Raw genomic sequence first — 26,501 nt, forward strand, 5'->3', positions numbered from 1 at the left:
TCTTTTATCTTGGATTGACTATATGGGTATCTCCCGTAAAGATCTTGAATATATGCAAAGAATTGCTGGTTCTAAAAATAATAAAGAGAAACAGAAAATTATTCGTCAGATGCCAGAATGGATGCAACCGTCAGGTGAGTTTGGTATTGGCCTTCATAGTGCTTTTCTACTTATGAAAGACTTACCAGTTGAAAAGCAAAAAATAATTCTCTTTACAAAAATTCGCCTCACTCATGAAAGTTTAAAAGTAGAACTAAACTCTCCTTTGTCTGGCAAAGCAGGATACTGTTTTATAGAGAAAGTAGATGACTTAGATCATTATGGTACTAAATTAATCATTAATGTAAGAATGAAAAACAATAGTGTTTTTGAAAACGATAGATTTTTGATGGAGGAATTTGAGAGTAGAATTTATTATGAATACGATAGCGATGAATTAGTAGTGTTGAGAAAAATTCAATCAATATATAGAAATGTAAACAACAATACAGTCAGTTTTAAATTAAACTCAAATTTAAAATTTAACAGTCCTATTTCAAAAAATATAGATAATAGAGTAATATTAAATAGAAGTAATATGTATTGGGATGATGAAAAACAATCAGCTATAAAGCCTCTGTTGCTAGAGTATGGTGAAGCTTACGATAGAAAATCTTTAACTAGATTTATAAATTCGAGGTCTAGAAAAAGTATTATTACTTTCTACAAAGGTCAAATATTGAATCATAGTAGTACATATAGTATAGACTACTTTCCAACCAATATTAGAGAAAGCGTTCTACTAGATGGTTTATTTCATTTGATTATAGACATATATAGCTCTAATACTAAAGATATAGTGACTCTCAGTCGCGATGAAGTAAAAGATATAAATATTGTAAAAGATAAATTTTTAAAGTCTTATGGTAAATTGTTATATTCCATTGAACATAAAGATTATGATTCAATCCAGCTATTTGATGGAAATATAAGAAAAAACTCTCTTTTCCTTAAACTTAACGACTTCAGTACAAATGATACTTGGAAGGGTTTTAAAATTAGCGATACATATACTATTAATGACCTATTAAATAAGGAAAAAATAACTACTTATGACTCGGATAATACTGAATATTTGGAATTAGTCAAAGTAGAAGAAATAGAGATTTTAAAATCTAGAGTATTTGACAAGTTAATGACTAATAGAAATTTTAGAAAAATTTTGAATGATTATGGTTTTAATATATATTACCTACATAAAAAACCATCTTTTGGTAGTTTACTCTCCAAAAAAGACTTAGAAAATGATTTATTTTATAGGTCATTCGAGTTTGACGAAGTTTCTTTTTCTGAATCCATGTTTGAAAACTCAAAATTCAATCTAAACGATATCTTGAAAGCTTATACCCACAGGTTGAGTACTTATACCCACAAGCTAAGCTCTATAAATTATAGAGAAAACTTAACTCATAACTTACTAGCAATTGAGGATATAAAAGAGAGTTTATCGTTAAGTATTGAAAACAAAAATCTATTTCAATTTATCAAAATAGAGGTGAGTCAAAGACATTTTATTGTATTTCCTTTTGTGGTTATAGAAAATAACATAGTAGAAATAGCTAATAAAAAACTGTATGAAATTTTTAATAATATGATAACTTCAAAATTTGAGGATTATGATGAAGCTTATAATGTATTAAAAGATATAATCATTAACTATGCTAAAGATAAATACCCCAAGTGGTATGAATCCTATATTGCTGGTAAGAACTTTACACCCATAGACCTCACACGCTTAAACAAATTACATGAACCTTCCTCTAAATAAGGTATATTAGGAGGTGCGTTTTAGCCCTGATTGTAGCGGATATACTTGGTTGGTCACTGGGCTGCGAAGGCTGGGCTAGAGGTGGTCGCTCGAATGTTGGAACGCCTATAGCCTTAGCCACCGCCCCAGTGGATGACCAAGATAGTAGCGAAAAGCAGGATTGGCTCCCACTATCTTTAAATACCTAAATCTCAAACACAAAAAAGGTGAGCTTTACGCTCACCTTTTTTATGCTTACAACAATACTCTAAACCAACTTAGTCTATCTTAACCAAGCTCGCGCATTACGGAACATACGCATCCACGCGCCGTCCTCATCCCACGCTTCTGGTTTCCAGCTGTGGTTATACGCACTCAAGTTACGCTCAGGGTGCGGCATCATGATAGTGACGCGACCGTCGGTACTACATAGACCCGTGACACCGCCGAGCGAACCGTTTGGATTGAGCGGGTACGTCTCAGTTGGATGGCCTTGGCTATCGACATAACGCATCGCTAGCTGACCGTGTTTTGCCATACCGTCGATCTCAGTACTGTCTAGCGTGGCATAGCCTTCACCATGAGCGATGGCGATTGGCAAGATGCTATCTTGCATGCCTTTAAATAGGATCGACTTGGTACGCTCGATTTTTACGTTGACCGTACGCGCTTCAAATCGTGCTGACTTGTTAGCGATAAAACGTGGGAAATTTTCCGCGCCTGGGATCAGATCTTTGAGCTGCGCCATCATCTGACAACCGTTACAGACGCCAAGGCTAAAGGTATCAGGACGGGCAAAGAAGCGCACAAACTGCATGCGTAACTCGTCATGGAACAAGATAGAGTTCGCCCAGCCAGAGCCTGCACCGAGGACATCACCATAACTAAAGCCACCACAAGCGACCAGACCGTCGAAGTCACGTAGATTGATGCGGCCGCTGAGTAGATCGCTCATGTGGACATCGACCGCTTCAAAGCCCGCTTGCGTAAAGCCTGCTGCCATTTCTGTCTGACCGTTGACGCCTTGCTCGCGCAGGATTGCGACTCTTGGTTGAGTCTCACGACTGGCTAAATATGGCTCTTCCACCTTCTGATTGAGATCAAAGTTTGGCGTAGCGATCAGGCCTTTATGGCTCGCATCACTGATCAAGTCATACTCTTGCTGTACGCACGCTGGATTATCACGGCGACGCGCGATTTGATAGCTGACCTGCGTCCACGCTTGCTGCAATTCGCTACGGCTAAAGCGTAAGGTGTCATCACCCATACGTGATGGCGTTTGGATCAATAAGCTGTCTTCTTCCGAGCTTTGACCCACGAGGCTCAGCATATCGCTGACGTTAAACTCTTCTGCCAATTGCATGAGCGCCGCGACGTTTTCTGGCAATACTTGAATGACCGCGCCCAGCTCTTCACTGAACAGCTGACCAAGTAAGTTGTCATCGGTCAATGCCAGCTTGATGCCTTGGCGGCTGGTGAATTGCATCTCAGCGATGGTGGCAAGCAGGCCACCGTCACCGATATCGTGATAGGCGCTGATGACGCCTTGCGCGTTACCCGCTTGGATAAAGTTAAAGAAGTCGATTAAGTCGCTTGGCTGCGCAAGATCTGGGCAGTCATTACCAAGCTGGCTGAGGGTTTGCGCAAGGATGGAGCCGCCCAGACGCAGTTTACCTTTGGACAAGTCAATACGGTAAAACGCACTGTCACCATTGATCAGCTCAGGCGTTAGGGTTTTTGCCACATCAACGACAGGGGCAAACGCCGTCACGACCAAGCTCATGGGCGACACGACTGATTTGTCTTGGTTTTGATTATCAGCGTCCTCGTCACTCCAGTTGGCACGCATCGATAGCGAGTCTTTCCCAACTGGGATCGCAATGCCAAGGGCTGGACACAGCTCTTCACCGACAGCATGTACGGCATCAAACAAGGCTGCGTCTTCTGCATCATCGCCACATGCAGCCATCCAGTTCGCTGACATGGTGATATCAGACAACTGAGCGATACGCGCGCCAGCGATATTGGTAATCGCTTCGCCCACGGCCAGACGTGCAGAGGCTTTTGGACTGATCAAGGCAACAGGCGTACGCTCACCGATACTCATCGCCTCCCCGCTCATGGGCTGACTGTCAATCGCCATCAAACCAGATGCGGTCACCGCACAGTCTGATACAGGCACTTGATAGCGACCCACGTACTGATCGCGCACGACCATACCTGTGATCGAGCGGTCACCAATGCTGATCAAGAATGATTTGCTCGCCACCGTTGGGTGACGCAAGACATCGGTGATTGATTCAGCTAGATTAACATCACCCAATTCTAATGCTGGTAATGTATTGTCGCTACGCTCAAAGCTACGCTGCATTTTTGGCGTACCACCGAGCAATACTTGCATTGGCATATCAACAGGCTGCTCTGGGAGCAATTCATCATTGACAACCAGCTGACGGATATCCGTTGCCTCGCCTAAGATCGCATATGGGCAGCGCTCACGGGCACAGATAGCATCAAACTGATCTTTGCTCTCTGGACGAATCGCCAGCACATAACGCTCTTGCGCTTCGTTTGACCAGATGGCCATTGGCGACATGCCCGCTTCTAATGATGGAATCTTACGCAAGTTCAGATGCGCGCCCATTTCATGGTCATTGACCAGCTCTGGCATGGCATTCGATAGACCACCTGCTCCTACGTCATGTAGTGAGACAATTGGGTTGCCGTCTTTACTGTTATTACTCGTGTCTACATCGTTACCAGCTAAGGCCCAGCAGCGATCGATAACTTCTTGGCAACGGCGCTCCATCTCAGCGTTGTCACGCTGCACTGAGGCAAAGTCCAAGCCTTCATCAAGCTCACCACTATCGACAGAAGAAGCCGCGCCGCCGCCCAAACCAATCTGCATCGCAGGGCCACCAAGGACGATTAATAAATCACCTTTTTGAATGGCATTTTTTTCAATGAGGTTGCGTTTGATATTGCCGTAGCCACCTGCCAGCATGATGGGCTTGTGATAGCCACGCATCTCGCTGCCATCTTTTGCCGCAGAGGTATCCAGCTGGAAGCTGCGGAAGTAACCGCACAGATTAGGACGACCAAACTCGTTTGAGAAATTGGCTGAACCTAATGGCGCTTCGGTCATGATCTCAAGGCTGGTGGCCATACGATCAGGCGTACCATACGCTTGCGTGCTCAATTGACCGGACTGCTCCCACTTCTCGGCCAGCTCTGGAATGTGCAAATGTGACACGTGAAAGCCTGTCAGACCCGCTTTTGGCTTACCGCCGCGGCCCGTTGCGCCTTCATCACGTATCTCACCGCCAGCACCTGTCGCCGCCCCTGAATACGGAGCAATCGCGGTTGGGTGATTATGCGTCTCGACTTTCATCAAGATATCGATATTTTCTTGATGAAAGTTATAAGGATGGATTGAATCAGCATCCATCGCGTCCGTCGGGATAGGATAAAAACGCATACCATCAGATCCAGCCATCACAGCGGCGTTGTCTTTATAAGCCGACAAAATACCTTGTGGGTTTGACTGGTAAGTGTTTTTGATCATTTGGAACAGTGATTTTGGCTGCACATCCCCATCAACGGTCCACTGGGCATTAAAGATCTTATGACGGCAATGCTCTGAGTTGGCCTGTGCAAACATCATCAGCTCAACGTCCGTTGGGTTACGACCCAACTCATTGACGTACGCATTCATCAGATAGTCGATGTCTTCAACTGATAGCGCAAAGCCAAATGCCGTGTTGGCTGACTCTAGCGCCGTACGACCTTGGCCGATGACATCGATATGATGGAGCGATGCTGGCGGCTCGTCATCAAACAGTTTATTCACGTCATTTAAGTCATAGACCAGACTTTGGGTCATACGATCAAACAATAATTGCTCAGCAGCAGCGGGCAGTTTTTTGTCAACCACACTATCGGCCGCTGTATTATCAAGCGTTAGCGTATAAACAATGACGCGCTCAACGCGATTGATCTTAATTTCACAGTTGTTAAAGATATCGGTCGCTTTACTGGCCCATGGCGAAATCGTACCAAAACGCGGACTCACGATGACTTGTCGTTGGTTGTCTTGCGGCGCTGCAAGCTCAATGCGGTCACGAATCCCAAACAAGTTCAACGCTTTTTTATGCTCATCACCAGAGAGCGTGCGTGATAGCACATACACCTGCTGCGTATGGATTTGGCTAACATTTAACTCGGTTTTTTGCTGAAATTGACTGATGAGTTGCTGCGTCTGAAAATCGGTAAGTAACGGTTGTCCGGCGATGGTCATCATAAAGGCATAATCCGTAAGATCAAGGCATCACTGCCATGCTAAGTAAATGGTCTGCGTATTATAACAAGAAGCCATATAAGAAGCAGGTCTAAACCAAGATAAATTGTTGAAAGGATCGTCGTCACGCCACTATTTGATCCAAATAAAATACCGCAGTACGCCTGCTTCATATGACGCTTGTTTTCATCCATTTACACCAAAGCAGTTCGGTCTATAAAAGCGCTTTACTGCTATAAGTTCTCTCACCTTGCGACGTCGTTACAGGCAGAGGCATAGAAAACTTCAATCAGCCACCCTCACTCCTTTATTCAGGTACGTCGCCTGTAACCATGAAGGCTTTTAAAACTTAGGATGAAGGGGATGGCGTCACAATTTTTACTTAACCCTTATATTCCTTACAAACACTCACATCGCATTACTGGGCGCCTATATAAATAGCCTGCTACAAATCGGTATTCTAGAAACCAGTTGCCGATGAGCTGTTTGTTTTTACTCCTTAAGTTTTTAACTTTGTTTTTAACTTTTAAGCCATTAGCACTTTTTTCTGAACAAAAATTATTTTTCTAAAGCATTCAGATTCAATGAACACCATCCAATCATTATAAAAAAGGAAGTTCCTATGAGTAGACAAGACCATATCGATAAAGTCCAAGAGTTGGTAAAAGACGTTAAGTTTGCCATGATGACCACTCGCACACACGAAGATCATTTACATGCTTGCCCGATGACGACGAGTGAGACCAGTCTTGGGGCAAAAGAGATTTGGTTCATCGGGGATAAAACGACTGAAACCGTCAAAGACATTAAGCAAAATCCGCAAGTGAATTTGGCGTATGTCAGTCAAGATGCCAAAGACTATGTCTCAATCAACGGTAAAGCAGAGCTGGTCGATGACCAAGACAAGCTTGATGAGCTATGGTCGCCAGTTTACAACGCTTTTTATGAGCAAGGTAAAGAGGACCCAAATGTCCAACTGATTAAAGTGGTGCCACACGGGGCAGAATACTGGCTCAGTGGCAGCTCGGTTGCCAATATGTTTAAAATGACCACGGCTGCGGTTATGGAAGGCAAAAAAGCGACCAACTTGGGTGAAAACAACTCAGTCACTCTTTAATCAGCTAAATAACTAAGTTGTAAATAAGTTAAGTAAGTTAGATAGCACTATTTTTTAGTCTAACGAAGTGAGATCTCATAAAAAACGCCAGTGGCTCATGCGACTGGCGTTTTCTCTTTTTCTCATATGATACTTTTTATTCTGCTCTCTTAACACTACGTCCCATCACCTTAGGGCTAGCCACTCTGCTTTAGATACGGCCATGCTGCTTTTAAGTAAATCAGCATTGACCACAAGGTGAGAATAACGGCTGCAACCATCAACACATAGCCAATCGTTTCAAGCGATTGCCAGTTGAGTAACAGTACGGTGATCGCTATCATTTGAAACGTCGTTTTAAGCTTGCCAACATAAGAGACGGCGACACTGGTACTTTTGCCCAACTCCGCCATCCATTCACGTAGCGCTGACACAGCAATCTCACGTGAAATAATCACAATGGCGGCTATCGCCATGATGATATTGGGATGCCATTGTACTAAGACAATCAGCGCTACCGCCACCATCAGCTTATCAGCGACCGGATCTAAGAAGCGGCCAAAGGCAGACACCACGTTTAGCTTACGGGCAAAATAGCCATCAAGCCAATCGGTAATGGCCGCAATGATAAAAACACCCGTCAATAGCAAATGGCGCAATAAGCTATCACTAAACTCACTCATGCCTACTCGAGCAATGACATTGTCTGAGATGGCAGGCATGCCAATCCCCATGGCAGGTGGCCAATAGGCAATCGCTACAAACAGCGGAATCATTAAGATACGTGCAATCGTGAGGTTATTAGGCAAATTAAAAATACTTTTTTCACTTTGCCCTGGTAACGGTTTTTGCTCTGGCGTGTGCAGATGTGTACTCTCGGTCATGGCAAACCCAGTTTATAGTGGACGTAAGAATGTTGCTAGCTTAGCATTTTTCACAGATGCCGTCATGCCATCTCTGCATCTTCCTCAACACTAGCAATCTTGTGCAGCTTGTGTGGTTGCCGGATTTTTTCTTTAAAGCAGCCTTAACCGTTATTCTGTTTTAACCGCCATTTTCATCACTGATATCTATGACCCCCAGATGACCTCAATACAGTTGTACACTAGAACTTGTAAGCAGATGTAAGAATTTCTTGAATTCTGAGCGTTTGCCACTATCTTTACGGTAAGAATAATAAATTTTTATCTACTTACTTGTGGTTTTATCACCTGTTAAGTTTTCCTCAGTCCACAGTTCCTCCTCTGTGGGCTTTTTTTTGACTAAATTATGACTGTCAATCCTTAAGATTTTTTGTCCTCATTTCCCGTCTCCTGCAGTTTGTCGTCTTTCTTAAACGGTTCTGAAAATTGCAGGATTAAGAAGCCAACAACCGAGAGTATAATAGCAATCTCGTAACGATTGTATGCCACAGAAATACCGATAGCGCCCGTATTCCATAAACTGGCTGCCGTCGCTGTGCCCTTTGAGCCCTGTTCATTTTTAAAAATAGCCCCACCACCGATAAAGCCCATGCCCGTGATGATGGCATACATAATTCTCGCTTCACCTGCAGATTCATAAATATCCATACCCACCAGCATAAAGGCACACGAGGCGATGGTGACTAATGGAAATGTTCTGAGTCCTGCCCCATTGTCTTTCATCTCACGGTTCAGAGCGATCGGTAATGAGAGGATAAAGGCAACGCCCAGTTGAAAAAAGTGATAGCCCATCAGCTCTAAATCTATATCGAACCCAAACATGGTTTACCTCCCTCCCTTAACAGGCAGCACTCTCATTGTAGAAACCATGGCTTCTACCGTTTTTTGTGCCATCTGGTAGCCGCTTTCAATGTTACCTTGCCCGCACCAATCACCACTCACGATCCAATGATGCTCCTGATCCAGCAAAATACCTAGTACTTCATCATTGTCTCGGCTGTCAGTATCCAACATCGTTGCCGCATAACGCCAGCGATGACAATCAATTTGAGTGGGCGCACTGTCAGCACGCCAATTTAGTGCTTGCTGTGCGGCTTGTAGTAGGTGCGCTTTTACCGCTTCAATATCATCATCGACATGCGCTTCTGACCAATCATTACGGGCGTGAATAGTCATACTTGGTAGTAATTTATTATGCGCAGGCTTTTGGTGTTCGATAAACATTCTGTCTAGGGGCGAGTCACTCACGTAAGCCACATCCCAATTGGGCGTCTGATGGCTGATAGCCTGAGGCAATGGTTGCTCGTGATCCCAGCCTAACATCAAGGTATAGCACGCCAACATTTTCGGTTTAGAGATTTTTGTTTGCAGTCCAAAGCCACTATTTGCCATAAGCTCGGCAGCCTGTCCGTTGGGTACCGTACAAATGACCCAATCAAACCAGCCGAGACTGGCGCCACTGTCATCAAACAGTTCGGTTTTTTTATTCACACGGTCGTAGGCATCTTGATTCAATGGTGCAACACGCGTCTGAAATTTTATGGTGGTATGTCCCAATTCATCGGCTAACACCCGTCCCCAACTGGTCATTTTGGGCGTGCTGATATAGCGAGCTTGCGTGGTATTCCATTGCTCTTTATCTTGGATGTCAGGTGATTGAGTCTCGTCATTGATGGGGGTTAAGCTGACCACTTGCGCACACCACGGCTGGAGCAACCCAGTCTCTAACCAAGGCGCAATGAATTTCTGAAAATCAGCGGTCTTGGCAGTAAAAAACTGCGCGCCAAATGCCCATTGCCAATGTTGCGGACTACTAGTAGCTGTCTGGCTCTTGGTACGATAACGCGTCGCCAACCGCCCAACACTGCGTGACTTCTCAAAAATGGTAATTTGCGGAATGCGCGAGATAGCTGGGCTATCTTTTGCCTTGTGGTTTGCCGTAGGGTTTTGAGGTTGGTCTTGCTGGAACGCCCGCTCTAGTAAGGTGGCAGTAAATAGTCCCGTCACCCCCCCACCGATGATAGCGATTTTTGGTGAGGTGGTATCAGCAGGACGCGGTGCATAATTGGACATAATGACAGTGGGCCTTATAGAGCATTGAGTAAAATTGAATGTATAGTCAATTTCCTATAAATCGGATACGATGTCAGACTCGATTAGTCTACTATTTGTAGTACCTTCACTCGTCTTCCTTGTATCCAACTTATGTTGAAACGACTATGGATAAAAGTAGGTTTGCTTTACATAATATTGAACCTTGAAACCGCTGGTATAGCAATATCATCTACGTAAAAAAGCCATGCTATCGCTAGTAACATGGCTTTTTTAAGGTTAACCGTGAGGCTTTAAGGCCAGACTTTAGCGACAGTTTTTAATAATAGCCTTTGATGAGGTATAACCAAACTGTCAGCGACTTAGCCTATTCCCCACGCTCAGCCTTAACCACCTCGACCAGTTTGTTAATCACCGAGCTATCAGCCAAAGTAGATAAGTCGCCCAGCCCCACATATTGTCCTGCCGCCAGGTTACGTAGGATACGGCGCATGATTTTCCCCGAGCGCGTTTTTGGGAGCGCATTGACAATATGGATCGTGTCTAGATTGGCAATCGGACCAATCTCAGCACGTACATGTCGATTCAGCTCAGCCCTTAGTGACTCCGTCTCGTTTTCACCAGATTTTAGGATAATAAAAGCACAAATACCCGTACCGCGAATCTCATGTGGCATACCGACAATAGCGGCCTCAGCCGTAGCAGGGTGAGCGACCACGGCGCTTTCTATTTCTGCGGTACCCAGACGATGGCCTGAGACATTGAGCACATCATCCACCCGCCCCGTAATCCAATAATGGCCATCTTCATCACGCTGGGCGCCATCACCCGTAAAGTAAAAGCCTGGATACTCACTAAAGTAAGTCTGCAAAAAGCGCTCATGGTCATTGTAAATCGTCCGCATCTGTCCCGGCCAGCTACTATTAATTGCCAAGTTACCTTCAGCAGCGCCTTCTAATACCGTACCGTCGCGATCAATGATTTCTGGTTTGATACCATATAGTGGGTTCATCGCCGCGCCCGGTTTGAGAGCCACCGCACCTGGAATCGGTGCCATTAGGATACCGCCAGTTTCGGTCTGCCACCACGTATCGACGACAGGACAATGGCCGTCGCCGACGACGTTATAATACCAGTCCCAAGCCTCTGGATTAATCGGCTCACCGACTGACCCAAGTAAGCGTAGGCTTGAGCGATCCGACTCACGAACAAACGCATCGCCCTCTTTCATCATCGCTCGAATCGCCGTCGGTGCCGTATATAAAATCGTGATATTGTGCTTATCAATAATATGGCCAACACGTGCCCACGTCGGATACTCTGGCACCCCCTCAAACATCACGGTCGTCGTGCCATTGGCAAGCGGCGCGTAGGTTGAGTAAGTATGGCCTGTGATCCAGCCTACATCTGCTGTACACCAGTAGATGTCATCGTCTTTGACATCAAAGACATCTCGGAAGCTTGAGAGGGCATAAGTTATATAGCCACCAGTTGTATGCACCACGCCTTTCGGTTTGCCCGTAGAGCCCGAGGTGTATAATAAAAACAGCGGGTCTTCAGCATTCATGACTTCAGGCTCGCAATGTACCGATTCCCCATCCACCAAACTATGATACCAAACATCACGGCGGCCACTCATGGGGACAGAGTTACCCGTACGATGGACGACAATGACATTGGTAACGCTGTCCGTACCATCCATATCTAATGCCCGATCGACATTGGCTTTGAGCGGCGTACGCTTGTTACCCCGTATGCCTTCATCAGCAGTGATGACGATTTTTGAGCGGCTGTCTATCAGACGATTGCCCAAGCTCTCAGCAGAAAAACCCCCAAAGACCACGGAATGCACCGCGCCAATACGAGCACATGCCAGCATCGCAACCATCGCCTCCGGTATCATCGGCATATATAGCGTCACACGATCGCCTTTTTTGACGCCAAGCTTGCGCATTGAGTTCCCTAAGCGGCAAACCGCTTCATGCAGCTCTTTAAAAGAGATAATTTTATGGAGTGAGGGATGATCGCCTTCCCAAATAATGGCGGGCTTGTAGGGATTTTTTTTGACATGTCGATCAAGACAGTTGGTAGAGATGTTTAACTCACCATCTTCAAACCATTTGATGCGAAAATCGTCTAAATCATAGTTCACATCGCGGATCTTGGTGGGTTTTTTTATCCAATCAATCAGCTCGGCACGTTGCGCCCAAAAGGCTGCATTGGAGTCAGGCGATTCGATCGACTGCTCATACTCTTTGGCGTATTGTTCAGCTGCCGTATTGGCAGCAGCGAGGAACTCGGCGGCAATAGGAAATGATTTCTGTGTCATAGTGCTCATCCTTTTTAATTATTACAAACTGTACTCACAACCGTCGATAACGACTGTCTGTACCGGTAATAAGAGTCATCTTCCATAACGTGTAACACCTATCAGTAGTGTGACAAATAAGCAGGATGGTTGCAAGACATCAACCGCCAATCATAACAATTTCACTGCACAGGTGTACACTTGGTAACGCGCGGCCGCTTATGACCGTAGAACGAGGTTAAACACCTCCTTTACTTCAGCCTCAATATCGTGGCTACCAAGACTGAGTTGGGCTAACATTTGAATCTGGCAAATTTAACCCTTGTAACCTGATATGAAATATGGACAATAGCTACACAAACGTTATCGCTTAAAACGATCAACCCAATCTGACTTTTTAACATAAGCAATGGTTAACATACGCTATTGGCTTTATTCTTACCTTTTTATACCTGTCATTTTACGAGACCACAATGAGTAATCATCACAACACCCCACCCCTCACTCACTATGATGTCATCATCATCGGCGCGGGCGCGTCCGGGTTATACTGTGCGCTCACGGCCGGTCGGCGTGGTCGGCGCGTACTGGTGTTAGACCATGCCAATAAAGCCGGTAAAAAAATTCTCATGTCAGGCGGTGGCCGTTGTAATTTTACCAATTACTTTGTTGAGCCTGAGCACTTTATCGGCACCAACCCTCATTTCTGCAAATCTGCGCTCAGTCGTTATCCCAGTTGGGAATTTATTGCTATGGTTGAGGGTCATAAGATCCCTTATCACGAGCGTGAACACGGACAGCTTTTTTGTGATGATTCTGCACAAGATATTTTGACCATGCTACTTGATGAATGCCGCGCAGTCGGTGTACAAGTACGGCTCAACACCAAAATTGACAGCGTCAACACTGTCGAGCGGGATAACAACACCCGTTTCCAGTTAGCGACCAGTAAGGCGCTCAATAAAAAAGACATGGCGAGTGGGGCTAAACCCTCTCAAGTCAGCTATAGCTGTGAGTCGTTAGTCGTCGCTACGGGCGGGCTGTCTATCCCCACCATGGGGGCAAGCGGTTTGGGTTATGAGCTGGCACAACAGTTTGGCCACACACTGATAGCCACTGACGCAAGCTTAGTACCCTTTACCTTTACCGATAAAACAGGCGAGCTGATTCGATCGCTAGCGGGTATTAGTCTGCCCGTGATTGCCAGTAACGAGCGCATCTCTTTTAAATTGCCAGTGTTATTTACCCACCGCGGACTCTCCGGCCCTGCCATGCTACAGCTGTCAAACTACTGGCATACGGGCGAAACCATCAGCATCAATTTACTACCAGAGACCGATGTGACCGCGCTGCTGCTTGCGCACAAAAAATCGCACCCAAGACAACTGATTCGTACGGTACTGACCGAAAATACGAACAGCGCGCTACCCAAAAAACTACTGGCAGCACTGCAAACGCAACTATGGGACGATATAAAAGACACGGAACTTGCCAATATTAAAGATGAGCGGCTGCTTGAGCTGGGCACCACTCTCAACGGCTGGCAACTAAAACCTTCTGGTACAGAGGGCTATCGCACAGCGGAAGTGACGCGCGGCGGTGTCAAAACCGATGAGGTATCCTCTAAAACCATGCAAAGCAAATTGCAAGAGGGATTGTACTTTGTCGGCGAGGTGCTTGACGTTACAGGCTGGCTTGGCGGTTATAATTTTCAATGGGCGTGGGCAAGTGGTTTTGTCAGTGGTGAAGTCGTCTAACGCTAAAGCATGCATTGGTCATTGTAGAAAAAATAGAACATAAGTCGATTTTACTGTAGAATTACTAAATATTGTTGAGTTGTTGATATTTGTTTTACTTAGACTGATGAGATGAGCAATGCGTCCAATTAAAAATATACATGGTGACAAAGCGCCACACTGGGTAGGGGATGGTTTTTTTGTAAAAACCCTTATCAATCATATTGAGGATAACCCAAATTTTAATTATAGTCACACTGATCCATTTTTGTTGTTCGATTACGGCACGCCAACCACCTTTGCACCCAACCCTCATTATCAGTCGCAGCCGCACGGCATCGGGCAGCATCCACACAAAGGGTTTGAGACCGTCACTATTGCCTATTCAGGCGAAATCAGTCACGCAGACTCAACGGGTGGCCGCGGTGATATTTTAGAAGGTGATGTACAGTGGATGACCGCAGGGCGCGGTATCTTGCATGAGGAGTTTCATTCAGAGGCGTTCGGTCAGCGCGGTGGCGTTTTTAGTATGGTGCAAATGTGGGTAAATCTGCCAAGCGCCCATAAGCTTACCGCGCCAAAGTATCAATCCATCAAGCGCGCCGAGATGCCTATCATCGAGCTGATAGACAGTAGTGACGCTGACCATCAAGCGCCGATTGGTCAGGCTGCTATCATCGCTGGCGACTGGCACGGCGTCACAGGGGCAGCCAGTACGTTTACGCCCATTAATGTGTGGGATATCGAGCTGCATACCGCTGGAGCGACGACCCTGCACGTCCCCAGCACCCATAATACGCTCTTATTAGTGCAAGAAGGCGAATTGCTGGTCAATGGCACACGAGTAAATGCAGGCCGTTTGATTCAATTTGCAGCGCCCTCTCAAAGCCGCCTAGACGCTCAAAACAAGCAAGCCTCTGACGCATCCTGCCCTGCTACCGATACGATTGAATTACATTACCCCCGCACCACTGCTGACGGGCAAACGCTAGCGCCTGTCAAGCTATTGTTGCTCAGCGGCGAGCCTATTGGGGAACCAGTGGCCGGTCATGGCCCTTTTGTCATGAATACCCAAGAAGAGCTGCGCCAAACGTTTCGTGATTATCAAACGGGGAAGTTTGCAAACGAAGAAGTTTGTTAAGCGATCAATGTCTCGGTAATTGTTTCTACATAAGAAAAGCCCCCTAACTATGATAGTTAGGGGGCTTTTTACTTGTATGCTCAGGATGTTACACATTAGCCCTGAATAGTGGCTGATAAGCGATTACGCCTGATCCAAAAATGGATAGTCGGTATAGCCTTCAGTACCGCCACCATAAAATGACTCTGGATGCTGCTCATTAAGCGGCGCCCCTGTACGAATACGCTCAGCCAAATCAGGGTTGGCAATATAGTCACGACCAAAAGCAACCGCATCAATATAGCCTGCCTTGATGTTTTGTTCCGCTTTTTCGGCCGTATAGCCGCCCGCCGCGATAATCAATTGACCAAAAGCATCACGGGCGCGCTGACGGAACGCATCGCTATAAGGCGTGCCTCCTGCCCAATCAGGCTCTGACAAATGCAGATACATGATACCGCGTTTATTGATCTGCTCGATCATCCAGATATTTTCGTCTTCATTATAGCCCGCTTCTACATTATTAAACGTACCAAGCGGTGAAATACGAATACCGACATGATCAGCGTCCCAAGCAGCCACACAAGCATCGATGACATCCAGCGTTAAGCGCGCGCGGTTCTCACGGCTGCCACCATACTCATCATCACGCTGGTTGGTTTGCTCAACCCAAAACTGATGCAAGAGATAGCCATGAGCCCCATGAATCTCTACCCCATCAAAACCGGCTTCTTTGGCATTTTTGGTGGCTTGAGCAAAATCAGCAATCACTTGCTTGATCTCATCAAGCGTCGCCGGACGTGGCGGCGTCGCCTCAACACGAATGGCCTGATTGTCGCTATCGCGTAGCGAGGTGCGCACACCAACATTCACATCAGAGGCAGAAATTGGCGCTTGGCCATCAGGCTGTACGCTTTCGTGCGCCACCAGACCGGTGTGCCATAGCTGTACAACGATCTTGCCGCCTTTGGCATGGACATTATCAACGATGGTTTTCCACGCAGTGACTTGGTCTTGAGTGTGAATACCAGGCGCGCCTGCATAGCCTTTTGCCTGAAAAGAAACCTGCGTCGCCTCAGTAATAACCAGTCCGGCCCCAGCGCGTTGTGAGTAATATTCACCAGCAAGGGCGGTCGGTACATCACCAGGCTCGATCGAGCGTAGACGGGTCAGGGGTGCCATGATGATGCGGTTTTTTAGGGCTTGGGTGCCCATTTTGACGGGTTCAAATAAGTTATCGTGTGCCATAAAAAAGCCTTGTTTGTTGTTATAAAACGCTAGCAATAGGTTTATTAATCTTTTGGAAATAGCGGTCAGTTTTGTGGCTCTGATTGAATCAATCCGCTATTAATAAGCCGTGATCTTTATAGGGGTAAACGTTATTATTCCAAGTCAAATTTACAAACAAAAACACTGACTTAAGCACATCCTTGGTATTTAAGTAGCGATTAATTATCACTCCTTATAAGGCTATTAAGCTAATAAAATCAATCCGGTTTCATGCTAATGGTATTTTTTGGCACCCAGTGGCGGTTACGACGTTTTTCGAGGAGTTAGGCTGAGTTAGATGAGACCAAACTTACACACGTCCTATGAGGTCAGCATCTTTTTAATCGAAATTTCTAAAGACAGATAGGTGCCAAACAGTATCACCACCGAACCAATAATCGCTGGCGTGTCCAAGGCCTCACCAAGCAATAAGTAACCCAAAATAATCGCAAAAATAGGAATGACCAGCGTGATACTGGTCGCCCGCATCGGGCCAATACTTTTAATCAGCTGATTCATAAAGATCAGAGCGATAGCCGTCGAAAACACACCGATACAAATCACAGAAACCCAAGCCGTGAGACTGATGCTTTTGCCATAAGGGAACTCATACAACGCAATGGGTAGCATGATAACACTGGCAATAATGAGCGAGCCTGCGGTAATCGCCACTGGCGTGACATTGTCCAAGTAATTTCTGGTGATGTTTGCGCCCACGGCATAACCCACGCAAGCCAGCAGTGCGTAGCCCATCGGTAATAACCCAGATCCTGAAGTCGCACTCTGCTCGCCAAATAAGCTCTCACTCATCAAAATGACCACACCAACAATCCCAATAACCAAACCAAGAATTTGCTTCTTTGAGAGTCTGTCTTTAAAAAACGTGCTGGCGATAAAGCCACTCATCATCGGTACAGAGGCATTGAGCACCGCCAATACCCCAGCATTGACGGAGCGTGCCGCAAAGGCAAACAGCATAAAAGGTATGGCTGCTGAAAACAGACCGACCAGCGTCAACACTTTCCAATTATCACGAATGCCCTGCCTGTTTTTCTTCTTTAGTAACACAAAAACCAACATGGTCAGCCCCGCCAATACTACCCGCAGACTGGCAAAGGCTAAGGAGCCAAACTCAGGCACGCCAATACGATAAAAAATAAAAGACAGCGACCACATAAAGGACAGCGTTAAAAAAATCATGAGGTCACGGTTGGTCATGGGTACATCCTATCAAGCGTTGGACGGCATTTGTTTATAAAAAATGCTCAGTCATAAAAGTGGCATGGGCTAAAAAAACCACGATGATAACTTTTTAAACGCTCAATGGGTATGGTATTTTCTGTATTTATCGTAGGTTTTTTGGCTATAAATCAACCTTGTCCAAAATAAAGTCAATGTCCTTATCGCCGCGGCCCGATAAATTGACCAAAATGGTCTCATCTGCCGACATATCTTTGGCAACTTTCATGGCATAGGCGATGGCATGCGCCGACTCTAGAGCCGGAATAATACCCTCAAGTCGTGACAGCGCCATAAACGCCTCTAAGCACTCACTGTCTGTCGCCGACTCGTAAGTGGCCAACTGTAAATCTTTTAAATGTGAGTGCTGCGGACCAACGCCGGGGTAATCCAGACCCGAGGCGATTGAGTGCACAGGGGCGGGCTCACCTTTTTCATCCAGTAAGACGTAACATTTAAAACCGTGGATTTCCCCTTTCACACCCAGCGACATAGTGGCAGCATGATTGGGCGTCTCTAAACCCTCGCCCGCTGGCTCAACGCCTATTTTTTCAACGCCGTCATCCGCCAAAAACCCGCTAAACATCCCAATGGCGTTCGAGCCACCACCCACACAAGCCACGACTTTATTAGGCAGCTTGCCCATGGTCGCCAAAAACTGCTCCCGCGCTTCGTGCCCGACCACAGACTGAAAATAGCTGACCATCTCAGGATATGGCGCAGGCCCCAATGCGGAGCCAATCGCAAACATACTGGTATCCAGCTCGTTTAGGTACGTCTCAAAGGCACTATCGACCGCTTCTTTTAATGTCCCTGCGCCCCGTGAGACAGGCACGATGTTGGCACCCAAAATTTTCATACGGCTCACATTTGGGTGTTCTTTTTTAATATCGACAACACCCATGTGTATCTCACACGCCATGCCCATTAAGGCCGCTGCCGTTGCTAATGCGACGCCGTGTTGCCCTGCGCCCGTCTCGGCAATGACTTTGGTTTTGCCTAATTTCTTGGCTAATAGCACTTCACCCAAGCAGTGATTAATCTTGTGCGCGCCAGTATGATTTAAATCTTCCCGCTTAAAATAAATCTGCGCCCCGCCGCAGTGCTCACTCAAACGCTGGGCATGATAAATCGGACTAGGGCGGCCAACGTAAGTCTCACGCAAACGCTTCATCTCGGCGATAAAGTCATCCTCTTTGATAATCTCACGAAAACCTGTCTCGATTTCGGCCATCGCTTTGGCAAGCTCAGGATGGCCGATTTTGCCACCAAACTCGCCATATAAACCGTCGTTACTTGGTAGGATTGATTGATGTAACCCATAGCTATTGGCTGTATTGTGCTTCGTCATAGTTAAGCCTTATTATTTTAAAATGAGAATTAATATTGGCACTTTTGCCGTATTGTTTAGCATGTTTGATGATAAAAATATTTTGATGTATTTACGTTCTAGTACATTGAAACAGAGTTTAAGGTAAGTTTTAGAGCAGGTCAAGTTTCAGTATAAGAAATAGCACCTATGCCACTAACACGCCAAACCATCTCTCTACCAGACAGCCATTGAATTAAAGCCTCGCTTCGGTAAGAATAGCGTTACCGCACCATAAGCCTATTGATAAACCCTAAATCAAAGACACTCCCTAAAAAGGACAATAAATAATGAAACTACGCATTTTAAAATCAAGCGTTACCAACCCTTGGTTTAACCTCGCCACCGAGGATTGGATCTTTCAAGCACTTGACGCAAATTCACACACCCTATTCTTATGGCGTAACAGCGAAACCGTGGTCATTGGACGCTCGCAAAACCCATGGGTGGAATGCAAAATTGATAAGATGGAAGCAGATGATATCTTTTTGGCGCGGCGCCAGAGCGGCGGTGGCGCGGTGTTTCATGATTTGGGTAATACCAACTTTACCTTTTTATCGCCTAAAGACAGCTACGACCAAGACGCAAACTTTACCATCATCATCAATGCGCTAAAGAAGTTAGGCATAGAGGCGGATTTATCTGGGCGTAACGACATGCAGGTCGGTGATAAGAAAATATCAGGCAGCGCTTTTAAACATGCAGCGGATCGCAGCTTCCACCACGGGACATTATTGGTCAATGCCAACATGCAAAAGCTGGGCGATTATCTCAATCCACATCCGCTAAAACTCAAAGCCAAAGGCATCAAATCTGTACGTGCGCGCGTTGCCAACCTAAAAGAGTTTAACGAAGACATCAATCACGAGAGGTTATCCGATGCCATCATCGAGGCGTTTTGTGAACATTATGGTGACACTGCGCCAGTAGAAGAACTCGATGAAGCGAGCCTCGCCAAGCAGCCGGCGCTCAATACCTACTATCAGCAAATGGCAGACTGGGAGTGGCGCTTTGGCAAAACCCCTGAGTTTAGCCATCACATCGAGACGCGCTTTGATTGGGGCATTATCGATTTGCACCTTGATGTGAAGCAGGCAGTGGTTAGCGAGGTCGTTATTTTCTCTGATGCGTTAAACGTTGAATTGATTGATCTGCTCAAAGAGACATTAACGGGTGCTAAATACAATAAGAAAGAGATCAAAGACAAACTTGACGGATTAGCAACAGCGCGACCTGAATTGGCAGCGCAGGTGGAAGATGTTGAGAAATGGTTGGCTTCTGAGATGGAAGGTTAGAGTTACTGAGTTTGCCTGTCAGATAAGCAATCTCATCCTTCTTCTAATCCAACCAATATTTTTTTGACTTCAGTGACATACTGCCCCAAATCCGGCTCTAAATGAAAGCCTTCTACTGGAGTGGGTAAGCCTTTTTGCTTGCCCAGTCGGACAATAATAGCGTTCTCCTCCGGTAGCACTAGAACCCGTTGTCCCAAATGGCCAAGCATGGCATAGAACGGAACTGGGCTGTCCATATCCGTCCATACCGAGTGGCCGTATGTCTGAGCCTGCCCAGCTGCAAAGGCCGCTGCATTAGGAGTAATCATAAAGTCAACGTGCTCTTTGCTGAGTAGTTGCTCACCTTGCCACTCGCCACCATTCAATAATAACTGCCCAAACTTGGCAAAATCTAAAGCATGGGCGTTTAGACAGCAGTATACTTTTTCGATACTCTCTGAGCCGTCAAGCGACCAGTAAGCGTCGCCTTTCATGCCTAAGGGTTGCCAAAACTTCTCTTCTAAGTAACTAGAGAGAGTATAACCGTGAGGTTCTAACGCACGCGACAAAGCAATGCCAAGCATTTGCGTATCACCTGATGAATATTCAAACTGACCATCACATTTTTCAACAAAATCTCGATCGACCATCTGCTTAACTAAATCATGACCATAATAAGATTCAGCCGTTGGATTAATAGGAAAATAGTAGTCCTCGGTCCAATCATAGCCTGAAGTCATCGCGGATAAATCCGCTAGGGTACAATGCTGCGCGTACTTATTGTCTGTGTATTCAGGCAACCATTTGGTAATCGGTTCATCGACGCTAGCAATATAGCCATCCTCTACCGCTTTTAAATACAGCATGGTCGTCACTGTTTTTGCCATCGAAAAGCTATTGGTATGCGAATCACTGCTGTAGCCTTGCCAGTAATTCTCGTACAGTAGCTTGCCGTCTTTGATAATGGCAAAGGCCACGGTCTCATCGGTATCTAAGGCGTTTTGTAAGGTAGGCGTGAGTTTGACTTGCTCAAAATTAGCGACTCTATCCCAAGCAATATTGTCTTTTGCACGGATAGTACGATTATCAAAATCCTTATAATCGTCTATATTGGCAGTGCTTTCACCTTTAAGATAAGTGAGCTGTAAGCCGCGAAAGATATAAGCATTGCCGCTCACCACTAAACCCAGACTGATAAGAATAAGTAGGGCTAAAATAGGTAAAACGACCCATTTAAAGAGTGTTTTTAACACTATCATTGCTAAGTCCTTTTAATAAGCATTCGTCATTTAATCAAATTACCCGCAAAATCTAAAAGATGCAAAGCATCCTTCCAATCCATGATATAGATTTTGTCTCTAACCATCTCCGCACCACTTTTGCCCTCTTTTTTAACAAAGATAGTAGAATCTGAGTAGCATCCTAGTATATTGCCTGCAGAGTCAATTTTCGATCATTCCAACTCTCTAAATACCCTTCACATCACGTTACTCATGAATATATCGCTGATTATAATTATGGTTAATATTACCAGTCATACTGTCAAAGCTGATGCTTGAGATTGACGCAAGGGTTTTTAGCATACTGATAGTAATTTCAATGCGGTAATCCGCAGCCCAACTAGAAACGCAGATATAAAAAAACGGCAGGAAATTGCTCCCCTACCGTCTGATTCTCTTAACTTCAAACTTCAAGTTAACCCTTAAATCTGAGCCGCCACTTCTGCCCCATCACGAATCGCGCGTTTGGCGTCCAGCTCAGCGGCCAGTTTTGCACCGCCGATTAGATGATATTGCGCGTTTGGTGCATCACCGACGTTTGGCATCAGCTCAACCACTGATTCTTGACCTGCGCAGACCACGACACTATCGACACGCAGCAGTTGGGTTTGACCTTGATTATTGGTGATCCAAATCCCTTCGTTGGTGATTTTGTTGTACTGGGCGCCTGATACTTGGATGACACCGTGCGATTTGACATGGGCACGATGTACCCAGCCCGTGGTTTTATTGAGGCCACTACCCAAGCGTCCTTTGGTACGCTGCATGAGATAGACTTGGCGGATCGGTTGTATGGCTTCAGGCTTCGTCAGACCTCCATCGGTTTGATAATCAGTGTCCTCAGTCACGCCCCACTCTTCACGCCATTCGCTAACCGACTGGGCTTTTGGCCGGTAGCTTGGATCTTTTAACAGCTCAGGACCTAACTCATCAAGTGGCTGGCCGTGGCGCGCCGTGAGATATTCACTGACATCAAAACCAATACCACCAGCACCGATGACGGCCACGGTATCGCCGACAGATTTTTCACCAGAGAGCAACTCTGCATAGCTCATTACTTGTGGCAAATCAGCCCCTTCAAGCTTACCGGTTAGGCTTCTAGGTACGACGCCAGTAGCGACGATGACATGATGGAATTTGGCTTTCTCTAACATGGCTTTATCGACTTTGGTATTGAGTTTAATCTCAACGCCTAAGTGTTCAAGCTCATTGATATAGTAGCGAATGGTTTCAAAAAACTCTTCTTTACCAGGGATAACTTTGGCATAGTTAAATTGCCCGCCCAAGATATCTTTGGCTTCAAACAGCGTCACATCATGACCGCGCAGCGCTGCCACGTGCGCCGCCGACATGCCAGCGACACCGCCACCGATGACCGCCACCTTTTTCGGTTTCTTGGCTTTTTTATAGACCAATTCAGTCTCATAGCACGCTTGCGGATTGACCAGACAGGTCGAGCGCTTATGCTCAAAAGTATGATCAAGACAGGCTTGATTACAGGCGATACAAGTATTGATGCGATCGGCTTGACCGTTTTTGGCTTTATTGACCCAATGCGCATCAGCCAAGAACGGACGCGCCATTTGAATCATATCCGCCTGACCACTGGCGACGATATCTTCTGCTGTGTCTGGCATATTGATACGGTTGGCCGCCATCATAGGAATATTGATGTGCTTTTTAATTTCAGCGGTAAAGTCAACAAAGGCGGCACGCGGCACGCTCGTCACAATGGTTGGTACGCGCGCTTCATGCCAGCCGATACCTGTGTTCATGATGGTCACGCCCGCCGTCTCCAAGGCTTTGGCAACGGTGATCACTTCGTCCATGACATTGCCGTCTTTGACCAAATCAATCACGGATAAGCGAAACAGGATAATAAAATCCTCTCCCACTGCTTCGCGCACCGCTTTCACCACATCGACAGCAAACTTCATACGACCCTGAATATCGCCACCATATTGATCAGTCCGTTTATTCACGTGACGCGATAAGAACTGATTGAGCAAGTAGCCCTCAGAGCCCATGATTTCGACACCGTCGTAACCTGCTTGCTTGGCCAAACGTGCTGAACGCGCATAGTCTTTGACCGTTTGCTCAATATTTTTGATGCTCATCTTACGCGGTTTAAAAGGCGAGATTGGAGACTTTACCGGACTGGCTGACACCACAAATGGATGATAGCCGTAACGACCACTGTGCAAGATTTGCATGATGATTTTGCTGTCATATTTATGGGCCGCTCGGGTGACACGCTGATGATTGATCACATCAGCTTTTGTATTCATGGTACCACCAGCAGGGAGCAACCAGCCTTCGCGATTGGGCGAGATACCGCCAGTAATCATCATGGCCACGCCACCTTTGGCACGCTCTGCAAAATAGGCGGCCAATTTACCGTAATTATAAAAACGATCTTCAAGGCCTGTATGCATAGAACCCATGACCAAACGGTTTTTTAACGTGGTAAAGCCCAAATCTAACGGCTCAAACAAATGCGGATAGTGTTCGTTGGTGCGAGCGGTATCAATCATATTGGCTTGGCTGGCTGGCATATCATTTTCCTTATGAATGGGTTGTGAGACTCGGGTGTGCTCATGTTTAGTCTATTTAGATAATTATCGATTGAGTTGGGGATACGCCCTAAACAGGCTATAGGATTTAGCGTTCCTGTCATCGTAACACAACGCTATTATTAACAGCTACGCAGACAAGCGACTGATGAGTGAGCACTATGTTTGTCAAGCGACTTGCTCAGGTTAGCGGATATCAGCAAGCACTAAAAAACATACTCGCTTTTCATATGGCTTTGTCTATAATGGACGGGCAAATATTTATCGTGAACCCCCTATTAGATTGCGACAAAACAGATCAGCAAACTGTCGTCTCAATCCTGTCGTGTCAGTGGCTTAAAAGCCGTGACAGACAGCGACTCTGCCTTTTATAGCAAGTTGATAGCGTGTTCACCGAATTATAAACGCAAGATAAAGGACTATCCCATGACAGATTTTCACACAGGTCTCGGCAAAAACGCTGCCAATCATCAACCGCTCACCCCGATCGATTTTATCATCCGCAGCGCGCAGGTGTATCCTGATAAAACTGCCATCGTCTATGACGACCTAGCGCACAATAATCTGACACAAACATGGCAACAGACCTACGATCGTTGTCGGCAATTGGCAGATGGTCTGCGTAAATTAGGGATTGATAAAAACGACACCGTGGCAGTCATGATGCCGAACACACCCGCGATGGTCGAATGCGCCTTTGGGGTTCCCATGTCAGGCGGCGTGTTATGTACTCTAAACACACGCCTCGATATCAACGCGCTAAGCTTTTGCTTACAGCACTCAGAAGCTAAGGTGTTAATACTAGACAGCGAGTTTGCTGAGCACGCTGAAATGATCGCTGAAGCATTTCCAAAACTAATTGTCATTCATGCGACAGATGCCGCAGTTGATGTTGAGCGCTTTGGACAAATGAGCTACGAAGAATTGGTTGCCAGCTCTGACAGCTTGGACAATTGGGAAAAACCATCGGACGAGTGGGATGCCATTGCTCTGAACTATACTTCTGGCACCACAGGTAAACCCAAAGGCGTGGTCTACCATCATCGCGGGGCGACACTCAACGCCGTATCCAATATCCTTGACTGGGATATGCCAAAACACCCCATGTACTTATGGACGCTGCCCCTATTTCATTGCAACGGCTGGTGTTTCCCGTGGACAATCGCTGAACGGGCGGGCGTCAACGTCTGCTTGCGTAAAATTGACGCTGATTTGATTTTACAATTGATTGCCAAGCACAAAGTGACCCATTATTGCTCAGCGCCAGTGGTACACAATATGATTGCGGGCGGTAAGCCTGAATATAAAGCAGCGATTAACCATAAAGTGCGGGGCTGGGTCGCTGGTGCACCGCCTTCTGAAACTATGCTTGCTGCCATGGAAGCGATGGGCTTTCACATCTCTCACGTCTACGGTCTCACCGAAGTATATGGACCTGTCACCGTCTGCGCTGAGCAAGAAGCATGGGATGCGCTCGATGTCACCGCTCGCGCGCAAAAAAAATCACGTCAAGGTATGAATTCTCATCTCATGACAGGGTTTGAAGTGTTTAAGCAAGGCACCACTGAACCTGTGTCTGCTGATGGTGAAGAGATGGGCGAGTTGGCACTGCGTGGCAATATGGTGATGAAAGGCTACCTAAAAAGCCGTAAAGCAACCGAAGAGGCCTTCGCTGATGGTTGGTTCCGGACGGGGGATTTGGGGGTTAAATACCCTGATGGCTACATCAAAATTATGGACAGACTGAAAGACATCATCATCTCAGGCGGTGAGAACATCTCTAGTATTGAGGTCGAAAACGTCTTATACAAAATGCCTGAGATCCAAAGCTGTGCCGTTGTCGCCGCACCGCATGACAAATGGGGCGAAGTACCAGTGGCCTTTATCGAAATCCATGACGGTAGCACCTTACAGCGCGATCACGTGATGGAGCACTGCAAGCAGCATTTAGCAGGATTTAAAGTGCCCAAATACGTTATTTTTGCGGAAATACCCAAAACCAGCACCGGTAAAGTGCAAAAGTTTGAGCTGCGCCAAGCGGCCAAATCATTGGCACACGAAACCCCAAAAGTGACGGCCAGCGCTAAGTAAACTTTTATTATTAAGCGTTAATAACACTGAATGATCACTCAACAAAACGGTCAGACTAATAGCGTTAGGCTGACCTTTTTTATGTATG

The 26,501-nt window shown here is 46.1% G+C and carries 16 protein-coding genes; 6 read left to right on the top strand and 10 right to left on the bottom strand.

Annotated elements, in window-relative coordinates; translation table 11 throughout:
• Positions 1-1,807 (top strand): hypothetical protein (locus B2P60_RS10350; RefSeq protein WP_422662603.1); only part of this gene is annotated, 1,807 nt, incomplete at its 5' end.
• A 262-nt stretch (positions 1,808-2,069) separates the two neighbouring features.
• On the opposite strand, the gene purL is transcribed toward B2P60_RS10350, so the two are convergent.
• The gene (gene purL / locus B2P60_RS10355) at positions 2,070-6,086 is read right to left on the bottom strand and encodes a phosphoribosylformylglycinamidine synthase (protein WP_286741234.1); all 4,017 of its coding nucleotides are present in this window, start codon (positions 6,084-6,086) and stop codon (positions 2,070-2,072) included.
• Positions 6,087-6,705: 619 nt separating this feature from the next.
• Between purL and B2P60_RS10360 the strand changes: the two genes are divergently transcribed.
• Positions 6,706-7,200, top strand: a complete 495-nt coding sequence (locus B2P60_RS10360; protein ID WP_193006294.1) for a pyridoxamine 5'-phosphate oxidase family protein — start codon at positions 6,706-6,708, stop codon at positions 7,198-7,200.
• A 176-nt stretch (positions 7,201-7,376) separates the two neighbouring features.
• On the opposite strand, the gene pgsA is transcribed toward B2P60_RS10360, so the two are convergent.
• The 4 genes from pgsA to acs all read right to left on the bottom strand — a co-directional run bounded on the left by pgsA (position 7,377) and on the right by acs (position 12,483).
• Positions 7,377-8,063: a CDP-diacylglycerol--glycerol-3-phosphate 3-phosphatidyltransferase gene (pgsA, locus tag B2P60_RS10365; protein WP_193006293.1), complete on the bottom strand. Its 687-nt coding sequence runs from the start codon at positions 8,061-8,063 to the stop codon at positions 7,377-7,379.
• 399 nt (positions 8,064-8,462) lie between these two features.
• Positions 8,463-8,924 (bottom strand): MgtC/SapB family protein, encoded by a 462-nt coding sequence (locus B2P60_RS10370; RefSeq protein ID WP_198334891.1) that lies wholly within the window; start codon positions 8,922-8,924, stop codon positions 8,463-8,465.
• A gap of 3 nt (positions 8,925-8,927) precedes the next feature.
• A complete protein-coding gene (locus B2P60_RS10375) occupies positions 8,928-10,175 on the bottom strand; it encodes an NAD(P)/FAD-dependent oxidoreductase (protein WP_286741235.1) in 1,248 nt (415 codons plus the stop codon).
• 346 nt (positions 10,176-10,521) lie between these two features.
• Complete coding sequence (acs, locus tag B2P60_RS10380; RefSeq protein ID WP_286741236.1) at positions 10,522-12,483, bottom strand: acetate--CoA ligase; 1,962 nt, start codon at positions 12,481-12,483, stop codon at positions 10,522-10,524.
• Between the two features lie 452 nt (positions 12,484-12,935).
• Here acs and B2P60_RS10385 point away from each other — a divergent pair, with 452 nt between their 5' ends.
• Entirely contained in the window at positions 12,936-14,219 is a 1,284-nt protein-coding gene (locus B2P60_RS10385) for an NAD(P)/FAD-dependent oxidoreductase (protein WP_193006289.1), read from the top strand.
• Between the two features lie 118 nt (positions 14,220-14,337).
• Entirely contained in the window at positions 14,338-15,339 is a 1,002-nt protein-coding gene (locus B2P60_RS10390; protein WP_286741237.1) for a pirin family protein, read from the top strand.
• Positions 15,340-15,462: 123 nt separating this feature from the next.
• Here B2P60_RS10390 and B2P60_RS10395 read toward each other — a convergent pair whose 3' ends face one another.
• The 3 genes from B2P60_RS10395 to trpB form a co-directional block, all read right to left on the bottom strand.
• A complete protein-coding gene (locus B2P60_RS10395; RefSeq protein WP_230708770.1) occupies positions 15,463-16,566 on the bottom strand; it encodes an alkene reductase in 1,104 nt (367 codons plus the stop codon).
• Positions 16,567-16,908: 342 nt separating this feature from the next.
• Positions 16,909-17,805, bottom strand: coding sequence for a DMT family transporter (locus tag B2P60_RS10400; RefSeq protein WP_193006286.1), 897 nt, complete (start codon positions 17,803-17,805; stop codon positions 16,909-16,911).
• 145 nt (positions 17,806-17,950) lie between these two features.
• Complete coding sequence (trpB, locus tag B2P60_RS10405; RefSeq protein ID WP_286741239.1) at positions 17,951-19,177, bottom strand: tryptophan synthase subunit beta; 1,227 nt, start codon at positions 19,175-19,177, stop codon at positions 17,951-17,953.
• Between the two features lie 308 nt (positions 19,178-19,485).
• On the opposite strand from trpB, the gene B2P60_RS10410 reads away from it, so the two are divergent.
• Positions 19,486-20,490 (top strand): lipoate--protein ligase, encoded by a 1,005-nt coding sequence (locus B2P60_RS10410; RefSeq protein ID WP_286741241.1) that lies wholly within the window; start codon positions 19,486-19,488, stop codon positions 20,488-20,490.
• 32 nt (positions 20,491-20,522) lie between these two features.
• Here the strand turns inward: B2P60_RS10410 and B2P60_RS10415 are convergent, their stop codons facing one another.
• Entirely contained in the window at positions 20,523-21,728 is a 1,206-nt protein-coding gene (locus B2P60_RS10415; RefSeq protein WP_286741242.1) for a serine hydrolase domain-containing protein, read from the bottom strand.
• Between the two features lie 443 nt (positions 21,729-22,171).
• Positions 22,172-24,304: an NADPH-dependent 2,4-dienoyl-CoA reductase gene (locus tag B2P60_RS10420; protein ID WP_286741244.1), complete on the bottom strand. Its 2,133-nt coding sequence runs from the start codon at positions 24,302-24,304 to the stop codon at positions 22,172-22,174.
• A gap of 444 nt (positions 24,305-24,748) precedes the next feature.
• Between B2P60_RS10420 and B2P60_RS10425 the strand changes: the two genes are divergently transcribed.
• Positions 24,749-26,413, top strand: a complete 1,665-nt coding sequence (locus B2P60_RS10425; protein ID WP_286741245.1) for an AMP-binding protein — start codon at positions 24,749-24,751, stop codon at positions 26,411-26,413.
• The last annotated feature ends 88 nt before the right edge of the window (positions 26,414-26,501 follow it).

The sequence above is a fragment of the Psychrobacter sp. UBA3068 genome (genome assembly GCF_002366815.1).
Lineage (GTDB): Bacteria > Pseudomonadota > Gammaproteobacteria > Pseudomonadales > Moraxellaceae > Psychrobacter > Psychrobacter namhaensis.

Coding starts and splice junctions, on each gene's coding strand:
- B2P60_RS10385 (WP_193006289.1), top strand. CDS start 12,936: ATGAGTAATCATCACAACACCCCACCCCTCACTCACTATGATGTCATC.
- B2P60_RS10360 (WP_193006294.1), top strand. CDS start 6,706: ATGAGTAGACAAGACCATATCGATAAAGTCCAAGAGTTGGTAAAAGAC.
- B2P60_RS10375 (WP_286741235.1), bottom strand. CDS start 10,175: ATGTCCAATTATGCACCGCGTCCTGCTGATACCACCTCACCAAAAATC.
- B2P60_RS10410 (WP_286741241.1), top strand. CDS start 19,486: ATGAAACTACGCATTTTAAAATCAAGCGTTACCAACCCTTGGTTTAAC.
- B2P60_RS10420 (WP_286741244.1), bottom strand. CDS start 24,304: ATGCCAGCCAGCCAAGCCAATATGATTGATACCGCTCGCACCAACGAA.
- B2P60_RS10395 (WP_230708770.1), bottom strand. CDS start 16,566: ATGGCACACGATAACTTATTTGAACCCGTCAAAATGGGCACCCAAGCC.
- B2P60_RS10425 (WP_286741245.1), top strand. CDS start 24,749: ATGACAGATTTTCACACAGGTCTCGGCAAAAACGCTGCCAATCATCAA.
- B2P60_RS10370 (WP_198334891.1), bottom strand. CDS start 8,924: ATGTTTGGGTTCGATATAGATTTAGAGCTGATGGGCTATCACTTTTTT.
- acs (WP_286741236.1), bottom strand. CDS start 12,483: ATGACACAGAAATCATTTCCTATTGCCGCCGAGTTCCTCGCTGCTGCC.
- trpB (WP_286741239.1), bottom strand. CDS start 19,177: ATGACGAAGCACAATACAGCCAATAGCTATGGGTTACATCAATCAATC.
- purL (WP_286741234.1), bottom strand. CDS start 6,086: ATGATGACCATCGCCGGACAACCGTTACTTACCGATTTTCAGACGCAG.
- B2P60_RS10390 (WP_286741237.1), top strand. CDS start 14,338: ATGCGTCCAATTAAAAATATACATGGTGACAAAGCGCCACACTGGGTA.
- pgsA (WP_193006293.1), bottom strand. CDS start 8,063: ATGACCGAGAGTACACATCTGCACACGCCAGAGCAAAAACCGTTACCA.
- B2P60_RS10400 (WP_193006286.1), bottom strand. CDS start 17,805: ATGACCAACCGTGACCTCATGATTTTTTTAACGCTGTCCTTTATGTGG.
- B2P60_RS10415 (WP_286741242.1), bottom strand. CDS start 21,728: ATGATAGTGTTAAAAACACTCTTTAAATGGGTCGTTTTACCTATTTTA.